Source organism: Cupriavidus sp. 01L45, from assembly GCF_056399885.1.
In genome coordinates this window covers 66855-88300 of record NZ_JBFTSG010000005.1, presented here as the reverse complement: position 1 = coordinate 88300, position 21446 = coordinate 66855, and the positions used below count along the sequence as shown (strand labels likewise).

Annotated in this window: 17 protein-coding genes and 1 pseudogene; 6 read left to right on the top strand and 12 right to left on the bottom strand. The window is 67.3% G+C overall.

Annotated features, from left to right (window positions below):
• Positions 1-94 precede the first annotated feature (94 nt).
• From AC1DT6_RS05040 to AC1DT6_RS05000, 9 genes and pseudogenes are all read right to left on the bottom strand, one after another.
• Positions 95-1215, bottom strand: a pseudogene (locus AC1DT6_RS05040) (CMD domain protein).
• A gap of 20 nt (positions 1216-1235) precedes the next feature.
• On the bottom strand, positions 1236-2567 hold the full coding sequence (locus tag AC1DT6_RS05035) for an acyl-CoA thioester hydrolase/BAAT C-terminal domain-containing protein (protein WP_441628020.1): 1332 nt from the start codon (positions 2565-2567) through the stop codon (positions 1236-1238).
• A 12-nt stretch (positions 2568-2579) separates the two neighbouring features.
• Positions 2580-4154, bottom strand: a complete 1575-nt coding sequence (locus AC1DT6_RS05030) for an ABC transporter substrate-binding protein (protein ID WP_477114534.1) — start codon at positions 4152-4154, stop codon at positions 2580-2582.
• Between the two features lie 58 nt (positions 4155-4212).
• Positions 4213-5259, bottom strand: a complete 1047-nt coding sequence (locus AC1DT6_RS05025; RefSeq protein WP_477114533.1) for an ABC transporter ATP-binding protein — start codon at positions 5257-5259, stop codon at positions 4213-4215.
• Positions 5256-6266: an ABC transporter ATP-binding protein gene (locus tag AC1DT6_RS05020; RefSeq protein WP_477114532.1), complete on the bottom strand. Its 1011-nt coding sequence runs from the start codon at positions 6264-6266 to the stop codon at positions 5256-5258. Before AC1DT6_RS05020 ends, AC1DT6_RS05025 begins: the two co-directional genes overlap by 4 nt.
• A complete protein-coding gene (locus AC1DT6_RS05015; protein WP_441628012.1) occupies positions 6263-7195 on the bottom strand; it encodes an ABC transporter permease in 933 nt (310 codons plus the stop codon). Before AC1DT6_RS05015 ends, AC1DT6_RS05020 begins: the two co-directional genes overlap by 4 nt.
• A complete protein-coding gene (locus AC1DT6_RS05010; protein WP_441628010.1) occupies positions 7192-8178 on the bottom strand; it encodes an ABC transporter permease in 987 nt (328 codons plus the stop codon). The genes AC1DT6_RS05015 and AC1DT6_RS05010 overlap by 4 nt, the downstream gene beginning before the upstream one ends.
• Positions 8175-9686: an NAD(P)-binding domain-containing protein gene (locus AC1DT6_RS05005; RefSeq protein WP_441628008.1), complete on the bottom strand. Its 1512-nt coding sequence runs from the start codon at positions 9684-9686 to the stop codon at positions 8175-8177. Before AC1DT6_RS05005 ends, AC1DT6_RS05010 begins: the two co-directional genes overlap by 4 nt.
• Entirely contained in the window at positions 9683-10708 is a 1026-nt protein-coding gene (locus tag AC1DT6_RS05000; RefSeq protein WP_441628006.1) for a LysR family transcriptional regulator, read from the bottom strand. The genes AC1DT6_RS05005 and AC1DT6_RS05000 overlap by 4 nt, the downstream gene beginning before the upstream one ends.
• A gap of 348 nt (positions 10709-11056) precedes the next feature.
• On the opposite strand from AC1DT6_RS05000, the gene AC1DT6_RS04995 reads away from it, so the two are divergent.
• On the top strand, positions 11057-12583 hold the full coding sequence (locus tag AC1DT6_RS04995; protein WP_441628037.1) for an ABC transporter permease/substrate-binding protein: 1527 nt from the start codon (positions 11057-11059) through the stop codon (positions 12581-12583).
• 20 nt (positions 12584-12603) lie between these two features.
• Here AC1DT6_RS04995 and AC1DT6_RS04990 read toward each other — a convergent pair whose 3' ends face one another.
• The gene (locus AC1DT6_RS04990; RefSeq protein WP_441628004.1) at positions 12604-14016 is read right to left on the bottom strand and encodes an aminotransferase-like domain-containing protein; all 1413 of its coding nucleotides are present in this window, start codon (positions 14014-14016) and stop codon (positions 12604-12606) included.
• Between the two features lie 196 nt (positions 14017-14212).
• Between AC1DT6_RS04990 and AC1DT6_RS04985 the strand changes: the two genes are divergently transcribed.
• From AC1DT6_RS04985 to AC1DT6_RS04975, 3 genes are all read left to right on the top strand, one after another.
• Positions 14213-14398, top strand: coding sequence for a DUF2970 domain-containing protein (locus AC1DT6_RS04985; RefSeq protein WP_441628002.1), 186 nt, complete (start codon positions 14213-14215; stop codon positions 14396-14398).
• A 137-nt stretch (positions 14399-14535) separates the two neighbouring features.
• The gene (locus AC1DT6_RS04980) at positions 14536-15897 is read left to right on the top strand and encodes a cytochrome c (RefSeq protein ID WP_441628000.1); all 1362 of its coding nucleotides are present in this window, start codon (positions 14536-14538) and stop codon (positions 15895-15897) included.
• A gap of 35 nt (positions 15898-15932) precedes the next feature.
• The gene (locus AC1DT6_RS04975; protein WP_441627998.1) at positions 15933-17768 is read left to right on the top strand and encodes a flavin monoamine oxidase family protein; all 1836 of its coding nucleotides are present in this window, start codon (positions 15933-15935) and stop codon (positions 17766-17768) included.
• A 21-nt stretch (positions 17769-17789) separates the two neighbouring features.
• On the opposite strand, the gene speG is transcribed toward AC1DT6_RS04975, so the two are convergent.
• Together speG and AC1DT6_RS04965 are read right to left on the bottom strand one after the other, a co-directional pair.
• The gene (gene speG, locus AC1DT6_RS04970; protein WP_441627996.1) at positions 17790-18332 is read right to left on the bottom strand and encodes a spermidine N1-acetyltransferase; all 543 of its coding nucleotides are present in this window, start codon (positions 18330-18332) and stop codon (positions 17790-17792) included.
• 178 nt (positions 18333-18510) lie between these two features.
• Positions 18511-19296, bottom strand: a complete 786-nt coding sequence (locus tag AC1DT6_RS04965; RefSeq protein ID WP_477114531.1) for a TatD family hydrolase — start codon at positions 19294-19296, stop codon at positions 18511-18513.
• A gap of 210 nt (positions 19297-19506) precedes the next feature.
• Here AC1DT6_RS04965 and AC1DT6_RS04960 point away from each other — a divergent pair, with 210 nt between their 5' ends.
• Complete coding sequence (locus tag AC1DT6_RS04960) at positions 19507-19887, top strand: helix-turn-helix domain-containing protein (RefSeq protein WP_441627992.1); 381 nt, start codon at positions 19507-19509, stop codon at positions 19885-19887.
• Positions 19888-19898: 11 nt separating this feature from the next.
• On the top strand, positions 19899-21212 hold the full coding sequence (locus tag AC1DT6_RS04955) for a type II toxin-antitoxin system HipA family toxin (RefSeq protein ID WP_477111162.1): 1314 nt from the start codon (positions 19899-19901) through the stop codon (positions 21210-21212).
• The last annotated feature ends 234 nt before the right edge of the window (positions 21213-21446 follow it).

The following is a 21446-nucleotide window of genomic DNA, read 5'->3' as shown; positions in this document are numbered from 1 at the left end:
ACGCCGGGCGCTTCGTCAAATGGAGCGCTGGCCGAAGCCAGCTGGTCTCATCGCCGCCCAGCTTCCTGGCCCACTGCCGGCCTGAAACGCGGACTCAGCCGCCCTCAACCGGAAATACCGGTTCTCCCAGATTCAGCATCAACCGGTTCGCCCACGCAAAGATCGCAATCGAGTGAATCAGGTCGAGGATCTCCGCATCGCTCACCCCTACCTCGCGCAACGCGCGCAGGCTATCGGCACTGACCGCGTCAGGCCGCTCGGTCAGCTCGATGGAAAACTGCGAAATCGCCTGTTCGCGCGCGGTGGTGCCCGCCGTGTGCGGGTCTTCGAAGACCTGGGTGATGACGTCGTTACGCTTGGCCAGCTGCTCGAAACGCTGCGCGTGCACCGACGCGCAGTACACGCAGCCATTCACCCGCGAAACCACCGTGCTGGCCAGTTCCCGCTCGGCGCGCGCCATGCCGCCCGGCGCATACATGATGGCGTTGAAGGCGGTGGAGCGCTGGCGCAGGATCTCGGGCTGATGCACCAGGAACAGGTAGTAGTCCGAAACCTTGGCCTTGGGATGGCTTTCCTCCAGCACCGCGACCTGCCCGGGCGTGGCCTGGTCCACCTGGACCACATCCAGCCAGGCCTTCCAGTCGAGCACTTCGTTGGTGAAGCCCTGGATCTTGATCGGTGCGCTCATGCTGCGGCCTCCTCGGATTGCAGTGCCTTCAGAGCCTTCAGGCCGGCCACCAGGCGCACCTGGTAGGAGAGGAATGCGATCAGCTGCGCAAGGGTCACTACGTCGGGCGTGGCCAGGCCAGCGGCGGGCAGCGTCTTGAGGGCAGCTTCGTCGCCGGCCACGGGGTTTTCGATCAGCGTGCGGGTAAAGGCGAGCATGGCGCGCAGGCGCGGATCGGCCAGCGACGCGGGATCGCCTTGCCCGGCGATCGCGACCAGCGCGGCATCGGCGCCGGCCTCGCCGAGCCGTTCGCGATAGTGCGCGGCCAGCTCCGGCGCCGGCGTCAGGCGCGCGGCGTACAGCGCCACCAGCAGGCGCTCGGTGAGCACCAGGCCAGGCAGGGCGGGATCGAACAGGGCGTCGTAGCTGCCCTGCGTGGAGACGGCGACCTTGTCGCGCTGGTGGCGCAGCGCGTGGGTGGCGGAGCCGGCGGCAAGGCCGGCCACGCGGTCCACCAGGTCGGCGGTGGCTGTGTTGGTTTGGGTCATGATGGGCTCTCTGTCTTGACTCAGGGGTTTAGTCGTTCGGTGACGCTGGCACGGCCGGCGTGGCTGGCGACCGCGCGGGCCAGGAATTCGCGCACGCCGGTCCAGGACTCCTCATCCGCTATCGCGTTGGCCGCCGGCGTGCCGCCGGTGGTGCTGATCCGCCTGGAAACCGGATGGGCATAGACCATTTGCGTAGTCGGCACATAGGGGAACAGGATGGCATGGCCGGCTTCTTCGAAATCCAGATGCTCGACGTTATGCGGATGCCCGACCTCGGCCAGCTTGTCCGCCACCATGCGCGAATACAGGCTGGAGGGCCAGGAGCCATCGTCGGTGCCGGACAGCAGCATCACCGGTCCGCGGATGTCCTCCACGCGGATGCGGGCGCGCGCCACCGCGTCGGGATCCTGCAGCGCGGTCAGGATGGCGCGTTCGTGCCGGTGCGGCGCCGGGCCTTCGTCGAAGGGCGCCCAGCTCGCGGTACGGTTGTTCTCCCACACATGCGGCAGCGGCTTGCCGTGGTGCAGCCAGGCCGGGCCTTCGCGGCCGATGGCGGGGTCGGCGGCATTTTGCGCGCTGTGCACCACGGCGCCGGGCACATAGCCGATCACCGCGGAGACCAGCTCGGGGAACGTCGCGCCCAGCAGCAGCACCAGTTCGCCGCCGCGGGACTGGCCTGACAGCGCGATGAAATCGCGCGCCGGCCGGACCCGCGCGCGAATCCAGCGCAGGCCGCGCTCGAAATATTCCAGCGGCGTGCCGGAGATATAGTCGGACAGGCCGGGCGCCTTGAAGTACGCCAGTGCCAGCGCCGCGTAACCACGCGAGGCGTAGAGCGCGGCGCGCGGTTCGTTGATGCCGCCGCCCGACCCGTTGAGCACCATCACCGCCGGATGCGGGCCCGGACCGGGTGGCAGGTAGAGCGTGCCGACCAGGCCGTCCTCGCGCACATCCGTGCGGGTCACGCCCGCGGCCGCCAGGCGCTGCACCAGCTCGCCGCGCGTCTCGCACATCTCGCCGCCGCCGGTACGCACAGTGATCTCGGTGACGAGCGGGCGGGTGGCATCCGCATGGAATGACTCCCGGCTGTCGCTGTCGACCGGGCGCTGCGACCAAAGCAGGCCCATCGGGCTGACGCCCGCGTAGCTCCCGGACGATGGCGCGTCGCGTTCCAGGTCGACCGTGCCGGCGGCGTCCGCCACGAACACCGCCTCGCTTGCCCAGGGAATCTCCCGGCCGCGCAGCGTGCGTGTGGAGATGGCGGCGATTTCGCCGGGGCACAGGCCCGACACGGCGATCCGGCGGGGAACGTCGATCAGGCCGTCGGCTGGCGTGATGGTAAGCAATGCCATATCCGCTCCGCCTTACTTGGCGTCGCGCGTGACCATCATCGCCGCGGTGCGGTCGCTGGTCATCGGCGCCACCTTCAGGCCCTTCCTGGCGGCCCAGATATTCTGGTAGTGGAACAGCGGCAGCACACCCACGTCGTCCGACACCAGCTTGACCGAGCGGCGCAGGATGGCCTCTCGCTTGGGCGCGTCGAACTCCGCGGTCGATTCGTCCAGCGCCTTGTCCACCGCCGGATTGCTGTAATGGCCCCAGTTGGAGGCGCCCAGGCCCTTCTTGGCGTCCACGGTGGCCAGGACGTTGACCAGCGCATAGCTGGCCTCGCCGGTGCCGTTGCCCCAGGCCAGCATGCTGACCGCGTACTCGTTCTTGTTGGCGCGGCCTGCATAGACGGACCAGGGCACSACTTCCACYTGGGTCTTSACGCCSAYRCGGGTCCAGAACTGCGCCACSGCCTGSGCSGTYTCGGGGCCTTGCGGRTAGCGGTCGTTMGGCRCGTGSATGGTCAGCTTGAAGCCGTCCTTGAAGCTCGCCTCGGCCAGCAGCTTTTTGGCTTGCTCGGGATCGTAGGCAATCTCCTTGACTTCCGGGTTGTAGCCGAAGGTGTTCTTGGGCATCCACTGGCTGGCCACGCTGGCGGTGTTTTGCAGGATGCGGCCCACCACGGCCTGGCGGTTGATCGCCAGCGACAGCGCACGCCGCACGCGCACGTCCAGCAGCGGGTTCTTGTCCAGCGGCTTGCCTGCGTTGTCCGTGATGTACGGGTTGGGGCCGGGCTTGAAGCTCGGCTGCAGCAGCATGACACGCAGGCCGGCATAGGGAAAGACGCTGACGTTGGGCGACTGCTTGAGCTTGGCCAGGTCGGACACCGAGACCTTGTCGATGACATCGACGTCGCCGGACAGCAGCGCGGCGGTGCGGGCCGGGCCGTTGTTGATATAGCGGTAGTTGACCTGTTGCCAGCCAGGCTTGCCGCCCCAGTAGCCGTCATTGCGCGCCATCATCACGCGGTCGCCCGGCGTGTAGGAGATGAACTTGTACGGGCCGGTACCGACCACGGCGCGGCCGCTGTTGTAATCCTCGGTGCTGGCCTTTTCGCCCACATGCTTGCTGACGATATGGATCGAGGCCAGGTTCAGCGGCAGGTCCGGGTTCGGGATATTGGTCTTGATGACGAGCGTGTACGGGTCCTTGGCGGTCACCGATTCCACGGTGCGCAGATACCCCGAGAACGAAGCCACGCTGCCCGGCACGTTGCGCGCGCGCTGGTAGGAGAAGATCACGTCCTCCGCGCCGAAGGGCTTGCCGTCCTGCCACTTCACGTCGCGGCGCAGCCTGAACTCCCAAGTCTTGTCGTCCAGCGGCTTCCAGGATTGCGCCAGCCCCGGCTGCAGCTTGTTGTCCTTGTTCTCGATCAGCAGGTCCCAGAAGTGCAGGTCCACGGAGCGGTCGCCGGCGTGGTTGTTGAGCTGCGGGTCCAGCGAGGACAGCGGATCGGCGAAGCCGATCGACAGCGACTGGGCGGAGGCGGCACCGGCACACAGCATGGCCGCGATGGTGGTGCTGATCGAGAGGGACAGCAGGCGTTTCATAAGCGAATTTCCTCGGGGCGATGGGAACAATGGAAATGCGTTGGCAGCAAGGCTGGTGTCAGCCGCCGTCGTTCAGGTGGCAGGCGCTGAAGTGGTTCACTGCGATACCGCGCAGGCGTGGCACCTCGGTCCGGCAGCGCGCCATGGCATGCGGGCAGCGCGGATGGAAGTGGCAGCCCGGCGGCGGCGCCAGCGGGCTGGGAATCTCGCCCTTGATGGCGGTGAAGGTCTTGTGGCGCGAGTCCAGCCGGGGGATTTCGGCCAGCAGCGCCTGCGTGTACGGGTGACTGGCCTGGCGGAAGATCTCTTCCGTGGGTGCGCTCTCGACGACCCGGCCCAGGTACATGATGACCACGCGGTCCGACACATGCTCCACCACGCCAAGGTCGTGGCTGATAAACAGGTAGGTCAGGCCGAGTTGCTCGCGCAGGTCCATGAACAGGTTGAGCACCTGTGCCTGGATAGAAACGTCCAGCGCGGCCACGGCCTCGTCGCACACCAGCAGCTCCGGTTGCACGGCCAGCGCGCGGGCAATGCCGATGCGCTGGCGCTGGCCGCCGCTGAACTGGTGCGGGTAGCGCTGGCGCAGGGCCGGGTCCAGCCCGGCGCGTTCAAGCTGCGCGCTGACATAGTCGTCGAAGCCGGCCRCGTCCACCAGGCCGTGCAGGCGCGCGCCCTCGCCGACGATGCGGTCCACGCGCAAGCGCGGGTTCAGGCTGGCGTAGGGATCCTGGAACACCATCTGGATCTTGAGCCGCAATGCACGGTGGGCGCTGGCATCAAGGCCTTCGACCGCTTGTCCGTCCACGCGAATCTCGCCTGCCGATGGCTGCAGCAGGCCGGCCACCATGCGGCCGAGCGTGGACTTGCCGCAGCCGGATTCGCCGACCAGTCCCACCACCTCGCCGCGGCGGATCCGCAGGTCGACGCCATCCACGGCGTGCGTGACCGGTGCCGGTTCCGACCAGCCCAGCCGCCGCAGCGCGCGGCCGAGATAGTCGAAGCGGCCGGATGCCTGCTCGCCAAAGCGCTTGGCGAGATTGCTGGCCTCGACCAGGGCGGGCAATTGCGGCGGCTCGCCGGCAGCGTGTTCAGTCGGCTTCATGCGAACTCCGCGGTGACGGCCGGCTGGCCCGGGTGGAAGCAGCGCACCTGGCGCAATGCGTCCGGCGAAGTGATTGCCGGTGCCTGCCGGCAGGCCTCGGAGACACGCTGGCAGCGCGCCGCGAAGGCGCAGCCGGGCGGCATCGTCAGCAGGTTGGGCGTCATGCCGGGGATCTGGCGCAGCCGCTGGCCGCGCTTGTTCAAGCTCGGCAAGCTGCCGATCAGGCCGGCGGTGTAGGGGTGCAGCGGATGGTCCAGCACCGCATCGACCGGCCCTTGCTCGACGATGCGGCCGGCGTACATCACCGCCACCTCGTCGGCCAGGCCAGCCACGACGGACAGGTCGTGCGTGATCCAGATCAGCGCGGTACCGTGCTGGCGCGCCAGCTTCTGCACTTCGGACAGGATCTGCGCCTGGATGGTGACATCCAGCGCGGTGGTGGGCTCGTCGGCAATGATCAGGTCGGGCCGGTGGAGCATGGCGATGGCGATCGCCACACGCTGGCGCATGCCGCCGGAAAGCTGGTGCGGGTAGGCGCGCAGGCGTTCCTCCGGGCTGGGGATGCCCATCATCCCCAGCGTGTCGCGCGCCAGCTCGCGCGCCTGCTTGTGGCTCGCGGGGCTATGGGCACGTACCGCCTCGATCATCTGCGCGTCCACCCGCATCAYCGGGTTGAGCGTCATCATCGGGTCCTGGAAGATCATGGCGATGCGGTTGCCCTGCAGCTGGCGCAGTTCGGCCGGCCGCATGCCGGTGAGCTCACGGCCCTGGAACAGGATCTCGCCGCCGACGATGCGCCCCGGCGCGTCCACCAGGCCCATGATGGAAAAGCCCGTCACGGACTTGCCGGAGCCGGATTCCCCCACCAGCCCGAGGATGCGGCCGCGCGGCACGGTGAAGGAGACGTCGTCCACCGCCGGCAGCACGCCGGCGCGGGTTTCGAAGTGCGTGCGCAGATGGCGGACTTCCAGCGTCGGCACGGTGTTGTCGCGGCTTGCCACCGTCATTTCTGCAATCTCGGGTTGAGCACGTCGCGCAGGCGGTCGCCCACCAGGTTGATGGCCACCACCGTGACCAGCAGCGCGATGCCGGGGAAAAAGCTGATCCAGTATTCGTCGGACAGCATGAACTGGTAGCCGTTGGCGATCAGCAGGCCAAGCGAGGGCTCCGTCACCGGCACGCCCAGGCCCAGGAAGGACAGCGTGGCCTCCAGCGTGATGGCGCGGGCCACCTGCAGCGAGCCGATCACGATCAGCGGCGGCAGGCAGTTCGGCAGGATATGGCCGACCACGATGCGCCAGTTGGAGATGCCCTGGCCGCGCGCCGCTTCCACGTATTCGCGCCGGCTCTCCACCAGCGCCTGGCCGCGCGCGGCGCGCGCATAGTAGGCCCACTCCAGGATCACCAGGGTCAGCACCACATTGAGCACGCCCTTGCCCAGGAAGGCCAGGATCATCATCGCCACCAGGATCGACGGGAAGGACAGCAGCAGGTCCACCGTGCGCATGATCACGCTGTCGACGCGGCCGCCGGCATAGGCGGCCAGCAAGCCGAGCAGGGTGCCGGCGATCCCGGCGATCAGCGCCGAACCCACGCCCACTGTCAGGCTGATGCGCAGGCCGTAGAGGATGCCGGAGAAGATATCGCGCCCCTGGCCGTCGGTGCCGAGCCAGTAGCTATAGGTGCCGGTGCCGCTCGCGGCGCCGGGCGCGAGGCGTGCGTCCATGACGTCGAGCTGCATCAGGTCGTAGGGATTCTGCGGCGTCACCAGCGGCGCGAAGACCGCCGCCAGCACCAGGATCGCCAGCAGCACCAGGCCGAATACGGCGGTACGCGAGGAAAAGAAGTCCGCCGCCACCCGGCGCCAGGGCGATTCCCGGCGCAGCGCCCGCGGATCGGCTTGCGCCGTGGAGGCGGCGTTGTCGATGGCGCTCATGCGGCAGCCTCCAGCCGCACGCGCGGGTCGAGCAGCTTGTACAGAACATCCACGATCAGGTTCAGCGTGACGAACAGGCACACCACCACGATCAGGTAGGAAACGATCACCGGCCGGTCCAGCGCGTTGATGCTGTCCAGGATCAGCTTGCCGGCGCCGGGCCAGGCGAAGATGTTCTCGGTCACCACCGCGAAGGCGATGGTCGAGCCGAACTCCAGTCCCAGCACCGTCACCAGCGGAATCATCGTATTGCGCAGCACATGGCCGAGGACCACGCGCCGCGGCGACAGGCCCTTGGCGCGGGCGAACTTGACCCAGTCCTGCGGCAGCACCTCGCGCACGCCGGCGCGCGTGAGCCGCAGCACCAGCGAGACCTTGAACAGCGACAGGTTGATGGCCGGCAGGATCAGGTGGCGCAGGCCGTCGGCGGTGAGCCACGACCACGGCACGCCCAGCCATTCGGCCGTGGCGCCGCGTCCGCCCGAAGGCAGCCAGCCAAGCCGCACGCTGAAGGCCATGATCAGCATCAGTCCCACCCAGAACGTAGGTAGCGAAAAGCCGACGATGCTGCCGGTCATCAGCACGCGCGACAGTGGATGCTCCGGGTACAGGCCGGCGAACAGCCCGAGCGGCACGCCCACCAGCACGGCCAGCAACAGCGCCGCCACCGCCAGCTCCAGCGTGGCCGGCAGCCGCTGCAGGATGAGCTGGATGGCCGGTACGTTATAGACCAGGCTGTTGCCCAGGTCGCCGCGCAGGGCGCCGTGCAGGAAGGCCAGGTACTGGCGCCAGAGCGGCTGGTCCAGCCCCAGCCGCGCAATGATGCGCGCGCGCTCGACCTGGTCCACGTCCTGTCCGATCAGGATGTCGACGGGGTTGCCGATCGCGTGCAGCCCGGCGAACACGATCACCGTCATCGCCAGCACGACCAGCAGCGACTGCGCCAGCCGGCGCGCCAGCCATCGGAGCGGCCAGCGGCTCATGATGCGTTCGCCGCGTCGGAAGGAATCGCCGGCGGCGGGCCGGCCGGCACCCACTCGTCCCCGAAGACCTCAGGTTCGGCGAAGGCTTCCATATTGGCGTAGTGCAGCGCCACGTCCTCCTGGTAGAGCAGGGCTGCGATGCCCTGGCCCAGGCGCCTGGCGCCGTCGCTGATGGCGGGAATGTCGCCCGAGACCGTGCCGTGCGACAACGCTGCCGGATAGCAGAAGCAGTGGATGCGCGACAGGCCCGGGCACGCGCCCGGCACTTTCTCGAGGAATTCGAAGGCCGGGCCAAGGTCCGGAGAGTCCGACAGCTCCTGGTCTTCCTGCCCCTCCCGCGGTGCGTAGCGGTCGCGCCAGTAGCGGATCTGGCCGGCAAACGCGGCGAATTCCTCGCGCGTTTCCAGCGCGATGCGGAAACCGGTCGAGACAATCAGGAAATCCAGCTCGAAGGCGCCCTTTGGCGTATGCGCCAGCAGCGCGTCGCCGGACTGCTCGATGCGCTCGATCGGGCAGCCCAGGTTGAAGCGCGCGTTCTCATGCCGCGACACCCGCAGCGTGCTGCCGCGCGGCGGCGGCACCTGCTGCTCGTTGATGTAATGGCGGATGCGCCATTTCCAGTCGTCCGGCAGGCCGGGGTGGCCGTGGGTGAGGCCGGGGTTGCCCGCGCCCTTGCCCTTGTTGATGCGCGGGATATCGGCGCGGCGGATCAGCAGGTCGACGCTGGCGGCGCCCGCTTCCAGCGCGGTAGCGGCGCTGTCCATGGCGGAGGCGCCGGCGCCGACCACGCCCACGCGCTTGCCGCGCAGGGTGCCGTAGTCGAACACATCGCTCGAATGCACCCAGCGCTCGCGCGGCAAGGTCTGGACAAAGGGCGGCACATGCGCGCCGCCCAGGCCGTCGCGGCCGGTGGCCAGCACCACGCGGCGCGCCAGCACGGTCTGCGCGCCGGCGGGCGAGCGGATTTCCAGCGCCACCAGGCCATCGGGGCGCGGCAGCACCCGCTCGACCACGTGGTCGTTGCGCACGTCCAGTTCCAGCACCTGGCGATACCAGCGCAGGTAATCCATCCACTGCAGGCGCGGGATCTTGTCCAGCGCGTCCCAGGCGGCGGTACCGAACTGGGCCTCGAACCAGGCGCGGAAAGTCAGGGCGGGCAGGCCCAGCGCCGGGCCGGTCAGTTGCTTCGGCGAGCGCAGCGTCTCCATGCGCGCCGTGGTGGCCCAGGGACCCTCGAAGCCGGCCGGGGAGCGGTCGAATATCCGTGCGTTGATGCCCAGGTGCTTGAGCGTAGCCGCTGCCGCCATGCCGGCCATGCCGCCGCCGATCACCGCAACATCCAGCACCGGCTCGCCATCGTGCGCGCGCGCAACGGTCCAGTTCCTGGCGGGCAGTTCCAGCCAGGACAGGTCCTGACGCAAGCGCGCTTCCAGCGCGGCGAGGCCTTCTGCGGCGGTGGCGGCGGTGGCAGCGGATATGGCCGGGATGGCTTCGGCAGGCAAGTTCATAGGTCGATGTGTTCGGTGTCGTGGGAGGCGCCGTTGGCGGCCTCGGTGGCCGCGGCGTCGCCATAAAGCGCTTGCAGCAGCGCGCCGTGCTGTTCCGGGCCGCGCTGGGTGAAATCGGGCAGCAAGTGGCGTGCCGCGGTGGCCAGCGTGTTGATCAGCGCCAGCACGGCGGCGCTGGCGGGCCTGGTCTGGGGGGTGATCACGCCAAAGTAGAAAGGAATATCGGCATCAATCGGGCGTACCACGATATCCGCCAGCGGCACGCCGCGCGCTGTCACCGGCTCCAGCACGGCGATCCCCAGTCCGGCACGTACGGCGGTGAGCGCATTGAGCGAGGAATTGGTGTCGATCAGCGCGGCCGGCTCCACCCCGGCACGGGCAAACGCCTCGTCCAGGCGGCGGCGTAGCCGGTAGGGGTTCTGCATGGTGACGATGCGCCGCCCGCTGCAGGCCGAGAGCGGGATGGTGGCGAGCGCCGCCAGCGGATCGTCGGCGCGTACCGCAGCCACGCAGGCAGCCTGCCCGATCCAGTGCACGGTGACGCCGCGATGCTCCAGGGGCAGGCTGGTCAGGCCGATCTCGGCCGCGCCGGTCAGCACCGAGTGCACGACTTTTTCCGGGGAGGCGCTGTTGATATGGATGTGGCTGACGGTGCCGGTGCCCGCGGTGGCATGGTCCGGCCGGTTGCCGGCCAGCGCCAGGGGCAACAGGCCCGCCGCCAGGGCCGGCGTGGCGGCGATCTGCAGCGAGCGGTTTTCCTCGCGGGCGATTTCAGCGGCACGGGCCCGGATCTGCTGCAAGCCGACCAGCGCGTGCTCCACCTCCTCGTACAGCAGGAAGCCCCGCTCGGTGGGGCTGACGCGCGGCCCGCTGCGGGCGAACAGCGCAAAGCCGATCTCGCTCTCCAGTTCCTGGATCAGGCGTGTGATCGCCGGCTGGGAACGGCCCAGCAAGCGCCCCGCGGCGGTGACGCTGCCGCTGGTCATGACTGCCGCGAAGGCTTCCAGTTGCCGGATTTCCATGGGGGCGAGATGTCGTTGATGCTATGTATGTGTTTTCTGGATTCTCGCCCCGCCAGCATTCGGATTGCAAATACTATTTTCATATGTGCTCATGCGGTTGCATGGGGGAAGAGGAGCGGCTGGCGCGCCGTCGCCCCGGCACGGCGGGACGGGTGTCGATGCCGGCAATCGGTGCGGAACCGGGGAGTGTGCCCTGCGCCGCGCCAGGCACGTATGATGGGAACCATGTCGGCACGGGAGGCCACGGGGCCTGCCTGGCGATGCAACAGGAGAGCGCATCATTTGAATCCCCTTCAAAGCTGCACGCGGGGCGCCACGCATGGCGATCGGTTCGGGCTTCCGGGAACCATGGCGGTGCTCGGCCATGTGCTGGTCGGGCTAGCGCTGCTCGCCGCGGCTGCCACGGTGTACGCCGACACGCTCCGGGTTGGCTCAAAGCGCTTTACCGAGTCCTATATCCTCGGGGAAATCCTTACCCAGACGGCTGCGGTCCAGGTCAGTGCCCAACACACGCCCGGCCTTGGCAACACGGCCATCGTGTTCGAAGCCCTCAAGGCCGGTAGCATCGACCTGTATCCGGATTACACCGGCACCGTTTCCAGCGAAATCCTCAAGCTGCCCCCAGGCGCGAGCCTGGAACAGATCAACCGGGCGCTGGCGCCGTTTGACCTGGCGGCTGGCATTCCACTCGGGTTCGAGAACACTTACGCACTGGCGGTGAGCGAGGCCAAGGCGAGCCAGCTTGGCCTGGCGGCGCTGGAAGACCTGGCCGCGCAGCCGCAACTGCGCCTGGGGTTGTCGCATGAATTTCTCGGCCGGGCGGATGGCTGGCCCGGGCTGGCGCAACGCTATGGCCTGCGCCAGCGCCCCATGGGGCTGGATCACGGCATTGCCTACGAAGCCCTGGCCAACGGGCAGGTCGATGCCATCGACATCTACTCGACCGACGCCAAGATTCGCAAGTACGGGCTGCGCGTGCTGACCGACGACCGGCACTACTTCCCGCGCTACGACGCCGTGGTGCTGTACCGGCGCGACCTGCCACAGCGCTTTCCGGCGGCCTGGCAGGCCTTGAATCGCCTGGAGGGAAAGATACACGCGCAAGACATGATCGCGATGAACGCGGCGGCTGAACTGGACGGGCAATCCTTCGCCACGGTAGCGCACGCCTTCCTGGCGAATGGCGGCGCCGCGGCGACTTCCGCCGAAGCGGGAGCCCGGCCAGACGCCCGCGCCGGACTCGCAGCCACCTTGTTCGGCCGCGATACCTTGCGCCTGACCAGGCGGCACCTGGCCCTGGTGCTTGGCGCCGTGGGCGCCGCCACCGTGCTGGGTGTGCCGCTGGCCATCGTGGCCGCACGCCGTCCCCGGCTGGGCCAGGCCTTGATGGCGGCGGTGAGCGTGCTGCAGACGGTGCCCTCGCTGGCCTTGCTGGCCCTGCTGATTCCGCTGCTGGGGCGCATTGGGGTATGGCCCGCCATGGTGGCGCTGTTCCTCTATGCGCTGCTGCCGATCGTGCGCAATACGCTGACGGGGCTGCAGCAAGTGCCCAGGGGGATGTGCGAGGCCGCGCGCGCCCTGGGTTTCAGGCCTGGCCAGGTGCTGCGCTACGTAGAGCTCCCGCTATCGATGCCGGTGCTGCTGGCCGGTATCAAGACAGCAGCCATCATCAGCGTGGGCACGGCCACCATAGCCGCCTTCGTCGGCGCCGGCGGCTACGGGGAACGCATCGCGACCGGGCTCGCGCTGAATGATCACGTCCTGCTGATGGCGGGCGCCATCCCGTCCGCGGTGCTTGCGCTCCTTGTGCAGGCGGGATTCGAACTTGGGGAATGGTACCTGGGCAGGCATGGCCGGGGCGGGACAGCCGCTTGAGCGGGTGGGCCCCTGCCTGCTCATGATTGCGCCTTCGCCAGCTCGCCCAGTCTGGCCACGGCCGCTTCCACGGCGTCGCTCCAAAGGTGGCCGTAGTTCAGGCGGATGCAATTGCGATAGCCTTGCCGTGCCGAGAAGATCGGGCCCGGCGCAATGCCAATGCCATGCTCGAGCGCGGCGCGGTGCAGGGCCAGCGCATCGAAGCCTTCGGCAAACTCCACCCACAGGAAATACCCGCCCGCGGGCTGGGAGACGCGTACCGATTCGGGGAAATGCCGGCCAATGGCGGCGATCAGTTGGCCCTGCTGCATCTCCAGCAGATGGCGCAGGCGCCTCAGGTGCTTGTCGTAGCCGCCGTTCTGCAGGTATTCCGCCAGAGCCACCTGCGTCGGCACGCCTGCCGACAGCGTGGTCATCAGCCGCAGCCGCTGGATCGCTTCGCCGAACCGCCCGGGCGCCACCCAGCCCACCCGGAAGCCCGGCGCCAGTGTCTTGGAAAACGAACTGCAATGCATGACCAGGCCCTCCTGGTCGAAGGCCTTGGCGGGCAGCGGGCAGCGGTTGCCGAAGTACAGCTCGCCGTACACATCGTCCTCGATCAGCGGTACGCGGTGGCGAGCCAGCAAAGCCACCAGCCGCTGCTTCCTGCCCTCGGACATGCTGGCGCCGAGCGGGTTCTGGAACTGCGTCATGAACCAGCAAGCCTTGATCGGGTGGCGCTTCAGGGCGGCATCCAGCGCGTCCAGGTCGATGCCTTCGCGCGGATCCACCGGGATCTCCACGGCCCGCAAACGTAGCCGCTCCAGCGCCTGCAGGGCAGCATAGAAACCGGGCGACTCGATGGCCACCACGTCGCCAGGCTGGGTCACGGCCATCAGGCACAGGTTGAGCGCTTCGAGCGCACCGTTGGTGACGACGATTTCCTCGGTGGGTTGCGGGGCTCCCGCGCCAAGGTAGCGCAAGCCGATCTGCTGGCGCAGGGCCAGATGCCCGGCCGGCATGTCGTTCACGGAATACCAGGGATCGAGTTCGCGCCCGGCGCGGGCCAGCGACTTGCCCAGACGCTCCCAGGGAAACAGCTCGGGCGAAGGGAAGGCCGAGCCGAGCTGGACAAGCTGAGGATCGCGCGCGGCATCGAGCACGGAGAACACCAGCTTGGAGATATCGACGTCGGTCGAGACCTGGTGCGAGCGGCGCACCGCCGGCTGCGGCAGCGGCCGCCCCACCGGTCCCGTCACGTAGTAGCCGGAGCGCTCGCGCGCCCGTACCAGCCCGCGTTCCTCCAGCCGGTAGTACGCCTGGAACGCGGTGGAAGGGCTCACGCCATACTGCGCCACCGTCTTGCGGATCGACGGCATCTTGGTGCCGGGCGGCAGGTTGCCGCTGCGGATGTCCTTGGCCAGCGTTTCCGCCAGCTCTTCGTAGCGCTTCATGGGGCAGGGGGGCAGGGGTCTACAAATGCCTGATCGTCAAACTGATACGCAAAATTATCGCAGATCTGATTCTGTTATTACTTGCCAGCCACGGCCATAATGCGCCGTAACTAGTAAAAGCCATGCCGTTGCACGGTCGGCCGCCCCCCGGACGTACGGTCATGCGATGTGTGGCAAGCATGCAAGGAAGACGGAAATGAACCCCTTGAGATTGGTGATTACGGTGTTGTGGGGATTTTTTGGCCTGCGCAAGGGCCAGGAACATATGCGCGACCTGCAGGCGGTGCGGCCGGTGCCGCTGATCCTGACCGGCGTGGCGCTGGCGGCGGGCCTCGTGCTGCTGCTTGTGTCGCTGGCGCACTGGGCGGTGTCCCACGCCTGAAGCGCGGGCGCGCCAGTTCATCCCGCATCCGCAGGGCCGCCCAGGTCTGCAACCATGATGCTCTGCCCGCCGCGCGCGGGCTGCGCACGCTTGCCGCACGGAACGCCATCGCGGCGCTTAAAACGACAATCAGCCCCATGAGCCTTGCCACAAGGCGGTTCTCCGCTACCGCCGCCGTCGCCGGCACCATTTCCGCCCTTGCGCGCAGGCACTTGCGCAGCGCTGCCGCCGCCTTCGCCGCCTTGCTGCTGGCGCCATGCCTCGCGGCTGCGGCGGACGCCCCCGGCGCGGCGCAGATCGAGCGTGGCCGCTACCTGGCCAAGGTGGCCAACTGCGCCGCCTGCCACACCAGCCCCGGTGGCGCGCCCTTTGCCGGCGGATTGCCGTTGAAGACCGGCGTGGGCACCGTCTATTCCACCAACATTACGCCGGATGCCGAGAGCGGCATCGGCGCCTACACGTTCGAGGAGTTCGACCGCGCGCTGCGTGAGGGCGTGGCGAAACACGGCAAGCGGCTTTATCCCGCCATGCCTTACCCGTCGTATGCCCGCCTCGCCGAACCGGACGTGCAGGCGCTCTATGCCTACTTGCGCACCGAAGTAAAAGCCGTGCGGCAGGAAACCGCCGAACCCGAGATGCGCTGGCCGTTCGGCATGCGCTGGCTGCTGCGCGTCTGGAACTGGCTGTTCCTCGAAACCGGGCCGGTGCGCAACGATGCCAGCCAGAGTGCAGCGTGGAATCGCGGCGCCTACCTGGTACAAGCGGTGGCCCACTGCGGCGCCTGCCATACGCCGCGCGGCGCGCTGATGGCCGAGAAGGGGCTGGATGAACGCAGCCGGCATTTCCTGGCCGGCGCCAGCGTGGAAGGCTGGGCTTCCACCAACCTGCGGGGCGACCCGCGTACGGGGCTGGGCAGCTGGTCGCGCGAAGACATTGCCGAATATCTGCACACCGGGCGCAATGCGCATGCGACTTCGTTCGGGCCGATGTCCGAGGTGATCGCATCGTCCACGCAGTTCATGAGCCGCCCGGATCTGGATGCCGTTGCCGTGTATCTCAAGTCGGTGCCCGGCACGCGCAGCGACGAGACACCCTACGTCTATGATGCCGGCACCGCCGACATGCTCGCGCAGGGCCGCTTCGACGCCACCGGCGCGCGCCAGTACGCCGAATTCTGCATGCCTTGCCATGGCGCCAACGGCAAGGGCTTTGCCCGCGTCTTCCCGCCATTGGCGGGCAATCCGACCGTGGTGGATCCTGATCCGTCCTCGCTGGCCAACCTGCTGCTCGACGGCGCCGTGACCGCGCACGTGGGCACGGCGGCCACCGATTACCACATGCCCGGCTATGGCTGGACGCTGGACAACCAGGAGCTGGCGAACGTGCTGACCTTTATCCGCACCGGCTGGGGCAATCGCGCCAGCCCTGTAGCGGAAGGGGCGGTAGCCGCGCGCCGCGCCGAACTGGGCCGTCAGCGCGACACCGCTGAGCGCCGTTGAGCCCGCGCCACCCAAACCAAGCGAACGATATTGCCATGACCATCACGCGCAGAGACTTTCTCAACGGCGCCGCACTCACCATCGCCGCGGGGCTGGCGCCGTCCCAGCTCTTGCAGGCCGCTGAACGCAGCGCCGGCTATCCCCCGGCGCTGACCGGGCTGCGCGGCAACCATGCGGGCACCTACACGCTTGCGCACAGCCTGGCCCGCGAAGGCGCCAAATACCCTGCCGTGATGGCGCGCGAAGTCTTCGACCTGGTGGTGGTGGGCGGTGGCCTCAGCGGGCTGGCGGCGGCGTGGTTCTACCAGCGCCGCTTCGGCGCCGGCAAACGCATCCTGATCCTCGACAACCACGACGATTTCGGTGGCCATGCCAAGCGCAACGAGTTCACGGTACGCGGACAGAAACTGGTGACGTACGGCGGCAGCGCCGAGATGCCGCCGACCGCGCTCGACAGCCGCGCGGTAGCCACGCTGCTGGCCGGGCTCGGCGTGGATCCCAAGCGCCATCAGGCCGCCGAACGCGACCTGTATCGCGAGCTGGGCATGGGCCGCTCGGTCTTCTTCGACGCGGAACACTTTGGCCGTGACCAGTTGCTTGCCGGCGATCCGTTTGCCAGCCAGATCGATGCCCGCAATACCGGGGCGCAGCCGGCCAGTGCCGCGGCGTTCAAAGCCTTCCTGGACAAGACGCCGCTGCCGCAGCAGGACCGCGACGCGTTGGCGCGCCTGGCCGATGGCGGCACGGATTACCTGGCGGGCATGGGCGAGGGCGAGCGGCTGGCTTACCTGAAGCGCACCAGTTACGCGGCCTTCCTGCGCGAGAAGGCCGGCGTGGGTCTCGACGGCCAGCGCTTTTTCCGCAGCCGCAGCAACGATGCCTATGCCCTGGACGCCGACGGCGTATCGCTGTTCGACGCGCTGGCCATCGGCTTGCCGGGCGGCAAGAACATGCCGCCGCCCAGCCTCAATCCACGCCTTGGCAAGTCGCCCGCATCGAAGCTCTGGTTTGCCGATGGCAATGCCACGCTGGCGCGGCTGCTGGTGCGGAACATGATCCCGGGCGTGACGAAGTCCGGCAGCCCCGATGACATCGGCGCGGCCGGTTTCGACTACAGCCGGCTCGATACCGACGATTCCAAGGTACGGGTACGCCTGAACAGCACGGCCATCGCCATCGAGCCGGACCAGCGCATCACGCGCGTGACCTATGGCTGGAGCGGCAACCTGCACCGGGTCGAAGCCGCGCACGTGGTGCTGGCCGGCTACAACATGATGATCCCGTTCATCATGCCCGGCCTGCCGGCGCCCCAAAAGCAGGCCCTGCGCTCCGACGTGAAGGCCCCGGTGGTCTACACCAAGGTGGCGCTGGACAACTGGCGCGCCTTCGAGGCGCTCAAGACCAGCCGCATCCATGCGCCGGCCATGGCCTACACCGACCTGTGGCTGGAGAAGCCGGCCGGCGCGCGCCCGGCGGACCCGGTGGTGCTGCACATGCTCTATGTGCCCACCGTGCCGGACAGCGGGATGCAGGCGCGCGAACGCTTCCGCGCCGGGCGGGCTTTCCTGCTTGGTACGCCGTTCGGCGAACTGGAGAAGGGTATCCGCAGCCAGCTAGACCGCATGCTGGCGCCCGGCGGCTTCGCCGGCAAGGATGTGATTCGCGGCATCACCGTCAACCGCTGGGCGCACGGCTACAGCTATATGCCCAACAGCCTGTTCGAGGAGGAGGCGGCAGCGCAGGCCGTGCTGGATCACTCGCGCGCCAGCGCGGGCAATGTGGTGATCGCTAACAGCGATAGCGCGGGCAGCCCTTCGCTGACAGCCGCCATCGACCAGGCGTGGAAGGCGGTCGGGGAGCTGGCGGGCTGATTTCGGGCCTGGGCGGGGCGCTCAGAGCCGGGCGTTGCGCGCGGCGAGGTAGTCGCGCTGGAAGGCGCACATGCGCAATGCATTGTGATAGGCGCCATAGCTGAAGAACTCTTCCAGCAGTTCGCCCTCGCGCTGGAAGCCGCATTTCTCGTAGATATGGATCGCCTTGGCGTTCTGCACGTCCACGATCAGGAAAAGCTTGTGCAGGTTCAGCACCATGAAGGCGTAGTCCATGGCGAGCCGGGTGGCCGTGCCGGCGTAGCCGCGGCCCTGGCTGGCTGGCGCCACGATGATCTGGAACTCGCCGCGCCGGTGGATATGGTTCAACTCCATCAACTCGACCAGGCCAACGGCTTCGCCATCCAGGTTCTCGCAGACGAAGCGGCGCTCGCGCTGGTCGTGCACATGGCGGTCATAGAGCTGAGTCAGCTCGGCGAAGGTTTCGTAGGGTTCCTCGAACCAGTAACGCATGATCTTCGCGTCGTTGTTCAGGCTGTGTACGAAATGCAGGTGGCTGCGCTCCAGCGGGCGCAGGATCAGGTTTGGGCCGGTTTCGGTCACCATGGGCGGGCCTTTCTTGATTGTTATTTACGGGTCTGTCCGGAGCCGGCGGGCAACACAAGCAAATGAGGTCCAGCGGCTCCGGGCGAAGCCTGGTTCGACCCCCGGCGGCTTAGTCGGGTTCCGATTGTAGGCACATTTGTTCACAATCACCGCTTGTCACGAGCGGGCAGGGCGCACCTCAGGCCGGGATGCCGAACAGGCGGCGGCTATTGCGGGTGCACTGGCTGGCAACCTCGGCCACCGTCRACGCTTTCAGTTCGGCGACTGCCTGCGCAATCCAGGGCAGGTTGGCGGGCTCGTTGTAAGGCCGCCGGTTCTTGTGGTTCTTCGGGCCGAGGTAGGGCGCATCGGTCTCCAGGTGCAGGCGGTCGAGCGGTATGGCTTGCACGGCCTCGCGCAGCGCCTGGCCTCGCTTGAGATCCGTTACCCAGCCCGTGATACCGATGTCCAGGCCCAGTTCGACGAAAGCGGCCGCCTCGTCGGCAGCGCCGGTAAAGCAGTGCACCACACCGTGGGCGCCGGCACGGACCGCGGGTTCCACCATCGCGTAGAAGTCCTCGAAGGCGTCGCGGCAATGGAGAAACAGGGGCTTCTTCCAGAGGACAGCCGCTTCGAGCTGGTCCGCGAAGGCCCTGCGCTGGTCGGCAGGCGTCGAGAAATTTCGGTTGTAGTCCAGCCCGCACTCCCCGATCGCCACCACCTCGGGGCGTTCCCAGAGGGACTCAAGCGATTGCCGGACCGATGGCGACCAATCCCTGGCCGTGTGAGGGTGCGTGCCCGCCGTTGCGAATAGGAGGCGGGGATGCAGCCTGGCCAGGTCACTAGCCTTCCTGCTCGCGTCCAGCGATGTGCCCGTCGCGAGTATGGCCACCACCCCGGCCGCCACGGCGCGCGCAAGGATGGCGTCTGTGTGCGGGGCAATCTGGGAGGAATGAAAGTTTACGCCAATGTCGATTAGGTGCATGTCTGGCTGGGATGAGAGGCGGATCGTTCGCAGCATGCAGTCTAACCTCGGGCTAATCGGCTTGCTGCGCTCATAATGTTCTCTATATCAAACACTACGAAGAATTAACCGCTTAGTGTTTCGTTTATGGCACGTTATCTTGACTGGTGCTGTTGTTTCGTATACAGTACGTTAGACGTTTATTTGAGCATAATGTTATACAGGTAGCACATGAATCTTGCTGAGCTGGGAGAGGCCTTTAAGCGTGCCAGGATCCTTGCGAACAAGACCCAACAGGAAGTCGCCGAGTACAGCGGGGTGCCGCGGGCCCGGATCAGCCGGTTTGAGACGGGCGGATTGCCGGAGATGGGCGCGGTGAAGTTGTTGAGTTTGTTCGAGGCCGTCGGGCTTGAGCTGCTCGCAAGGCCTGCCGGCCACCGAAGGACGCTGGACGACGTGCTGGCAGAGACGGAGGAAGTCGATGCCACCTCCGAGGAAGCGCGCCGGCGTGTCCGGCACTTTCACCGCCGGCCGCAGCCAGCCGCGGACCTTGACGCGTCCCAGTCCGGCGACAAGGCACCGGAAAAGGCCCACGACGAGGGTTCGAAGTGAACGGCGCACAGATGCTGGACGTCTATGTGAATGCAACGCCCGTCGGCACGCTGGCCGAAGAAGCGCGCGCGAGCGTATTCACCTACCTGCCAGATGTGCCGGCGCACGACTTCGTGTCGCTTCTGCTGCCAGTTCGGGCAGAGTCGTATAAATGGGCAGCCGGGCTGCTGCCGTTTTTTCAGATGAACTTGCCCGAGGGGTACAAGAAGGACCTGATCCGGCGCAAGCTTGGGGCCCATGCCGACGTGAGCGACCTGGGCCTGCTGGCGCTGACCGGCGCGAACGGGATCGGCAGGGTCCGGGTGGTGCCTCACGGGGCGCCGCCGACGTTGGCTGCCTCGAACCTGGACATGGCGAGCCTGCTCGCATCGACTGGATCGCGGGACAACCTGCTGCGCCATCTGGAAGCGGGCATTGCCGAAGGTGTATCGGGCGTCATGCCCAAGGTGCTTGCCAGGCCCGAGGACAAAGCCACGGTCTGGACCGACGAGTTCATCCTGAAGACGGGTCCRGTGGATTTGCCCGGCCTGTCCGTGAACGAGTTCCTGTGCCTCGAAGTGGCGCGGCTGGCGGGCCTGGAAGTGCCGGAAACAGAACTTTCTGACGACGGGCAGGTGCTGGCAATCCGCCGTTTCGATCGCCTGGCGGACGGCAGCCGGCTTGCAGTTGAGGATTTTTGTGCGCTGAGAGGACTGGACCCTGTCAATAAATACAAGGGCAGTCTTGAGGATCTGGCAAAGCTGTTGGCGATTTACGTCAGCGCCCCGCATCGGAAGGAAAGTGCGCGGCGCCTGTTTACGTTGTTGCTTTTGAACTACGCATTGCGCAATGCCGATGCACACCTGAAGAACTTCGCTGTGGTGTACACCAGCATCGATGACGTCAGGCTGGCGCCGGTGTATGACATTGTCACGGTGACCGCCTACCCGGAGTATCGGGCGGATATTCCAGGTTTGCCGCTGGCTGGCAAGCGGACCTGGGCATCCGGGAAGTTGCTGGCGCAGTACGGCGGCGCAAGACTGAACTTGTCTAGCGCCGATATGGCCGCATGTATGGGCCAGGTGACGCAGGCGATCCGGAAGGTAGTGCCGCTGGTAAGCGAGTACGCCGACCGCTACCCGGAGTTCAGGGAAATCGCCAAGCGCATGCTGGACGCGTGGGCGCAAGGCGCCGAGGACATCAAGCCGGATGCCAGGTTGGGCAAGCCGGAGCCTGCGCCGCTACGGGAACAGGCCGGCCTGTCCGGGCAGAACGATTTGGTGAGCAGGAAAAAAACAAATGTGTACGTCGATCCGGATGGTGCTTTCGGTCACAAAGCCCGCTAGACCAGAAGGTTCGGCGCATTGGAAGACGCCTCGATGGGTCTGATACCTAACTCCGGTGCTTCCCTGCATAGGGGGAACCACACGGAAGCGGGGCATTGGCAACATGGCAGTCGGTTTTTTCGCGTGATGCGTTGCAACAACGAATGTAGAATATCGCCCTTTGGCTTGAACGGACACGCAATGCCGGACTGGGAGTCCCAGCGGATTGCGGCAGATGTCCGTCTCTCGGCAGCT